The organism is Nocardia sp. CC201C, from assembly GCF_030010695.1.
In the GTDB taxonomy this organism is placed as follows: domain Bacteria; phylum Actinomycetota; class Actinomycetes; order Mycobacteriales; family Mycobacteriaceae; genus Nocardia; species Nocardia otitidiscaviarum.
In genome coordinates, this window is record NZ_JASCXP010000035.1 from 23,177 (window position 1) to 29,537 (window position 6,361).

Consider the following 6,361-nt stretch of genomic DNA (forward strand, 5'->3'; position numbering starts at 1 on the left):
CGGTAGCCTGCTCCAATGCGTCGCTATGTGGCCGCCATCGATCAGGGTACGACCTCGAGCCGGTGCATCGTCTTCGACCAGCGCGGGGCGATCGTCGGCGTCGCGCAACGGGAGCACGAGCAGATCTTCCCGCAGCCGGGCTGGGTCGAGCACGATGCCGAAAGCATCTGGCGCAATACCGAATCCGTGATCGCTGAAGTCTTGGAGAAGACCGGCCTGAGCGCGAGTGACATCGCCGCCGCCGGAGTCACCAATCAACGCGAGACCACCGTGGTGTGGGATCGCGGCACCGGCAAGCCGATTCACAATGCCATCGTCTGGCAGGACACCCGCACCGCCGCGCTGGTCGGCGAACTGGGTGGCGGTGACGGCCCGAACCGGTACGCCGACCGCACCGGCCTGCCGCTGTCCACCTACTTCGCCGGTCCCAAACTGCGCTGGATTCTCGATCACGTGCCCGGGGCGCGGGAACGCGGCGAGAACGGCGAACTCTGCTTCGGCACCATCGACAGCTGGGTGCTGTGGAACCTCACCGGCGAACACATCACCGACGTCACCAACGCCTCGCGCACCATGCTCATGGATCTGCGCACCCTGCAATGGGATCCGGAGATCTGCGCGGAATTCGGGGTGCCCGTCGCCATGCTGCCCACCATTCGCAGCTCGTCGGAGGTGTACGCGGACATCACCTCCGGTGCGCTGCGCGGCGTGCCCGTCGCGGGAATCCTGGGCGATCAGCAGGCCGCCACCTTCGGACAGGCGTGCCTGTCACCCGGCGAGGCCAAGAACACGTACGGCACCGGCAATTTCATGCTGATGAACACCGGCACCACCCCGGTGTTCAGCGAGCACGGGCTGCTCACCACCGTCTGTTACCGGCTCGGCGCGGAACCGGCCGTGTACGCGCTGGAGGGCTCCATCGCCGTCACCGGCTCCCTGGTGCAGTGGCTGCGCGACAATCTCGGCCTGATCAGCACCGCCGACGATGTGGAAGAACTGGCCCGCTCGGTGCCCGACAACGGCGGCGTCTACATCGTGCCCGCCTTCTCGGGACTCTTCGCGCCACGCTGGCGGCCCGACGCCCGCGGTGTCGCGGTGGGGCTGACCCGGTTCGCCAACAAGGGCCATTTCGCCCGAGCGGCCTTGGAGGCCACGGCTTTCCAGACCCGCGAGGTCCTCGACGCCATGCGCGCCGACGCGGCCGCCCAACGGTTGGACGTGGAACTGGTGACCCTCAAGGTCGACGGCGGCATGGTGGTCAACGACCTGCTCATGCAGTTCCAGGCCGATATCGTGGACGCTCCGGTGGTGCGCCCGGTGGTCACCGAGACCACCGCGCTCGGAGCCGCCTACGCGGCCGGGTTGGCGGTCGGCTACTGGGCGAGCACGGAGGACATCCGTGCCAACTGGTCGGAGGACAAGCGCTGGAAGTCCACCATGACCGACACCGACCGCGACCGGCTCATGGCCGAATGGAACAAGGCCGTGGAACGCACCTACGACTGGGTGTGAACGCACCGATCACGCTGGTATGAGCTGGAATCCGGCTCCGGCACCACCCCGGCGGTCGAGGTCGGCCACGATCGCGGTCATGGCCGTCGCGCCGCCGGTGAGCCACTGACTGGCCACCAGCGCGTCGCCGACCACGATGGGGGCGCCGGAGTCGCCGATGTTCTCGGTCACCGAGTTCACCACGTAGGGGCCGACGGTGCCGAGCATGACCCCGCACGTCAGACCGGTGGTGATGCCCAGCTTGCACAGCGTCGTACCGGGCGACGGCGGTGGGGCGATGCGGCGCACCGGATTTCCGACCACCGTGGGCAGCGGCGTCACCACGGACCGGTCGAAAACGATGACGGCGTAATCGAGTCCGGGTCCGTTCGGACCGGGCACGAGCGGATTACCCCCGCTGATGAACGCCACCCGGCCGACCACGGTGTCACCGGCGGGCGACACCGCCACCACCTCGTCACCGGGCCACTGCCGCCCCTCCCGGTCGTAGACGCAGTGCGCGTTGGTGATTCCGACCAGATCGCCGTGCCGGTCGTAGCCGACCGCGGTGAGGGTGCAGAACCACATCCAGGTCGCCTCCGCCAAGGGCACGCCGTGCAGCATGGCCACCCCCATGCCGCCGCCGAGGGTGATGACGGGGCGCGGAGCCGCCTCGGCGTGCGCGGCACCCGCGCAGAGCAGCGCCGCGACCGTCAGCGCCGTGGCGAAGCGGGAGCGTCTCATGCGGCCGTCGAGGCGAGCATGGGAGCGCCGGGACTGCCGGGCATCAGATCGCCGAAACCGCCGGGGACAGCACCGAGTCGCAACGCATTCCTTCCGTCGACCGCACGGGAGCAGCCGTGACCCCGTGTCGTGGAAGACCATACGTTCCGGCCCCGAGGCCGTGGACGGTCAGCCCCGCACGGCGGCGTGCGCGGTGGCCAGGCGGTCGATCGCGCGGCCCAGGGTGTCCGCGTCGGAGGTGGTGAAACACAGGCGCATGGCGTGGCTGTAGTCGATGGCGACCGCGAAGGCCGAACCGGGCACGTACGCGACGCCCGCGTCCAGGGCGGCGGGTAGCAGGGCATCGGTATCGGTGCCGTCGGCGAAATCCACCCAGACGAACATGCCGCCCGCCGCGTCGGTGCTGACCACGGCGTCGCCGAAGCGGGTGCGCACCGCGTCGACGAGCGCCTTGGCTCGCGCGCCGTAGGCGGTGCGCACGGAATCGATGTGCGCGGCAAGCCATTCGGCGTCGGTGAGGAGGTCGGTCACGATCTGCTGGGTGAGCGCGGAACCGCAGAGGTCCGCACCCTGCTTGAGCAGTTCCACCGCGCGGCACACCCGGGTCGGGGCGACCATCCAGCCCACCCGCAGCGCGGGCGCGAGGATCTTGGACGAACTCGACAACCGAATCACGTTGGGCGAGTAGGTGGCCACCGGCTCGGGGGACGGCCGGTCGAACCAGAGCTCACCGTAGGGATCGTCCTCGATGATCCAGAAGCCGTATGTCTCGGCGAGTTCCGCCAACTCCCGCCGACGCTGTGGCAGCAGCGTGACACCGCCGGGATTGTGGAAGTTGCTGACGGTGTGCACGACGGCGGGCCGCTCACCACGAGCCAGCAGGTCGCGCAGAGCGTCGAGACGCATGCCGTCGGGGTCCAGGGGAACGGCCTCGATCCGCGCCCCGGCGGCACGGAAGACCTGGAGCGCGCCGACATAGGCCGGATCCTCGACCACCACCAACGCACCCGGATCGAGCAGCACCTCGGCCAGCAGGGACAGCGCCTGCTGCGAACCGTGTGTGACGAACACCTCGTCTACGGGCACCGGGCGGGCGAGGCGCGTGGATTCGCGCGCCGCCAGCACCTCACGCAGCGGACCCCAGCCCGGCGATTCGGTGTATTGCAGGCGCGAGCGGTCCGACAGGGCGGTGTCGGCGGCGCGGGCGATACGGTCGCGCGGCATGAGTTCGGCGTCGGGCAAACCGCCGGCGAGGCTGATGATGTCGGCGCGCGCGGTGAGTTTGAGCAGGTCGCGAATCGCCGAACTCCGCAGCCCGTCGAGACGCCGGGACAGGGGTGGGGTGAGCGGCGACATGGACACCTCCGAGGGAAAGCCGGGGTTCGCGGAACCTCCACTGTTTCACAAGGAGACCAGAATATGAAATTTGATTCTCATATACTGGTATGAGCAGTGTGGTCGGTGCCCCGGCACCGGCACACGTTCGTCCGATGACCCGCGCACCACCTGTGGCGGAGCGGCGGTGCGGTCCGCCACCACCGCCCAGGCACGCACCGTCACTCAGGGACGCGCTGTCACTCAGGGACGCGCCGTCACTCAGGCGCGCACCGTGACTCAGCCACGCACCGTCACTCAGCCACGCACCGTGACTCAGCCACGCACCGTCACTCAGCCACGCACCGTCACTCAGGCACGCGCCATCACTCAGCCACGCACCGCCACTCAGCCACGCACCATCACTCAGCCACGCACCATCACTCAGCCACGCACCATCACTCAGGCACGCGCCGCCCCAGGGACGCGCCGTCGCTCAGGGCCGCTCGTTGATGGCGACGATCAGGTGCCTGCCGTCACGGTCGACCGTGGTGATGTGCTGCCGGTACACGGTGGTGGTGCCGTCCGGGCGGTGCTCGGTGAGGTCGGCGTCGAAAATGTCCGGGGTGATCTCCACAATGCGCAGGCAGTAGGTGGTGCCCATCGGAATCACCTCGTCGATGGCCTGCTGAATGGTGTCCGCCGGGGAGATGTTCAGCGCGTCCGGGGCCACGAACTCGCGCGCCTTGGTGCCGCTGCGCTGCGCGTAGAAAGCGTGCTGGAAGCCCAGGATGGCCTCCGCTCCGGAGGCGGTGGACCCCGCGCCGTTGCCGACCGTGACCCTGCCGTCCTTGCGGGCCGGACAGCTCAGCGCGGCACTGCTCGTCACCGCCGCCCCGGTGGTGGCCGGGGCCGGATCGGCCGACACATCGTCCTCGGGGCCGCCCCGGGTGATCAGAGCGACCGTCACCACGACGGCGATCAACACCACGACCGCGCCCGCCACCAGCAGCAGACGGCCCCGCCCGCGGCTCTCCGGCTCGGGCGGTGGCGGCGGCGCGGCCTTCGGTGCGAGCATCTTGCCGATGGGGTCATCCGCCCACGACAGCGATTCCCGTTCCGGCCCGGTGGATTTCGCCGCCGAGGTGGACGAGCGCGCCGGTTCCGGCGTGGCGGGCGGGTAACCCGTCTCGCCGCCGCGCAGCCACGACGACTCGCGGCCGGAGTTGGACGTGTTGATCCCGCCCGCGGCCGCCCACCCCGACGACTTCTTCGGCGCGGGCGGCACCTGGTCGCTGGACAGGCGCACGGTGGTGTCCGGGGCGGGCGTGGGGTCGAACCGCGCGGTCGGCGGCGCGGGAGCCGATTCCGGTGCGCGATAGTCCGGCGCGTCCACCGGCCGCCAGCCGATCTCGGGACTGGGCGAGGGCGGCGCGGCCGGAGTCCACGCCGCGGCCCCCGAATCGGGGGCCTTGCCGAAGTCCGACAGCGGTGGTCCGAAATCGGAGAGCGGCGGCCCGAAATCACTCTGCGGAGGCCCGAAATCACTCTGCGGCGGGCCGAACTCACTCTGCGGCGGGCCGAAATCGGAGAGCGGTGGACCGAAATCACTCTGCGGCGGCCCGGAATCGGGATGCGGCGAGCCGACGTCGTTCCGCGGTGAGCCGGCATCAGCGTGCGGCGGACCGGAGTCGTCCGAGGCTCCACCGACCTGACCCGCACCCGGGTCGGTAGCACCCCGCGCGGACACCGGATCGGCCGTCGGCGGGCCGAAACCGGCGACCGGTGGGTCGAACTCCGTCAGCGGCGGGCCGAAACCCGCGTCCCCCGGACCGTTTCGCGTGCTGTCGGCGAGATCGCGGCGCGACAGCTGCTCGGTCTCTTGCGTATCCGGATCGGCGGCCGGCTCCGCGTCGGCCGTCACCGCATCGCGCGACAGCTGCTCCGTGGGGCGCGACTCCAACCCGTCCGACTCCGGCGGGAGCCCGGACCGCGCGTTCGCGGCGTCCGCGGTCTCATCCTTGCCGGAACCCATCACCGGTGTCCTTTCCCCACGCATGCACTGAGGGCGGCCGCGAACGACCGCCCCCACGCGACAAACTCAGCTGCCGGATTCGACCCCGAGATCAGTACTGGACCGAACCACCCCACTGGGTGGTCGCACCGCCGACCTCGATCGTCTGGGCGGGCAATTCGCCCTGCGGGAGCTTACCAATTTCACCCAGCGCCGCCAGTGCCGCGGAGCCACCCGGCTGCAGGCGGATCCAGCCCTCGGCGGCCGCCTTGGCCGCATTGGCCTGGGTGGTGTCCACGGTGAACTCGACCTTGCGGTCCTCGGCGCCGCCGCCACCGACGAAGCCGGTCACCTTGATGGTGTTGGCCTCGATGAACTCCAGCGAGACACCGGCCTCACCGTAGCCGCCCGGGGTGCTGTAGCCGACGGTGCCGACGTAGCCGTCCAGGTTGCTGAAGTGGTGGGTGTTGGCCGCGAAACCGGGCAGCAGCGCACCGCCGTCGACATTCGCGCCGACCTCGGTGTGCGGACCCGTCATCTCCACCACGGGCGCGGCGGGAGCGGTCTCGACCACGGGGGCCTCCCAGCGCGGCTGCACCGTCTCCGGGCTCGTCAGGGTGTCGACCGGGGTCTCCTCGCCCGGCTGGACCGCCTCCGCGTCGGCCTCGGGGGCCTGCGCCTCCGGCTGCGCCGGAATGGTGGTGCCCGGCTGGCGCGGGGTGTTCACGGCGGGCTCGGCCGGATTCTGCTGACCCGGCACCGGCAGCGGCGCCACCCGCGGGGTGGTCACACCGGGCT

5 protein-coding genes are annotated in these 6,361 nt (G+C 70.5%); 1 reads left to right on the top strand and 4 read right to left on the bottom strand.

All coding sequences use genetic code 11. From position 1 onward, the window contains the following. Positions 1 to 15: 15 nt before the first annotated feature. Positions 16 to 1,512, top strand: coding sequence for a glycerol kinase GlpK (glpK, locus tag QK444_RS06480; RefSeq protein ID WP_282778058.1), 1,497 nt, complete (start codon positions 16 to 18; stop codon positions 1,510 to 1,512). 9 nt (positions 1,513 to 1,521) lie between these two features. Here the strand turns inward: glpK and QK444_RS06485 are convergent, their stop codons facing one another. The 4 genes from QK444_RS06485 to QK444_RS06500 all read right to left on the bottom strand — a co-directional run. Further along, positions 1,522 to 2,235, bottom strand: a complete 714-nt coding sequence (locus QK444_RS06485) for a serine protease (protein WP_282778060.1) — start codon at positions 2,233 to 2,235, stop codon at positions 1,522 to 1,524. 168 nt (positions 2,236 to 2,403) lie between these two features. Further along, positions 2,404 to 3,591 (bottom strand): PLP-dependent aminotransferase family protein, encoded by a 1,188-nt coding sequence (locus QK444_RS06490; RefSeq protein WP_282778062.1) that lies wholly within the window; start codon positions 3,589 to 3,591, stop codon positions 2,404 to 2,406. 454 nt (positions 3,592 to 4,045) lie between these two features. Further along, positions 4,046 to 5,584 carry a hypothetical protein gene (locus QK444_RS06495; protein ID WP_282778064.1) on the bottom strand — a complete coding sequence of 513 codons (1,539 nt, stop codon included), beginning with the start codon at positions 5,582 to 5,584 and terminating at the stop codon, positions 4,046 to 4,048. A gap of 91 nt (positions 5,585 to 5,675) precedes the next feature. Further along, positions 5,676 to 6,361 (bottom strand): hypothetical protein (locus tag QK444_RS06500; RefSeq protein WP_282778066.1); only part of this gene is annotated, 686 nt, incomplete at its 5' end.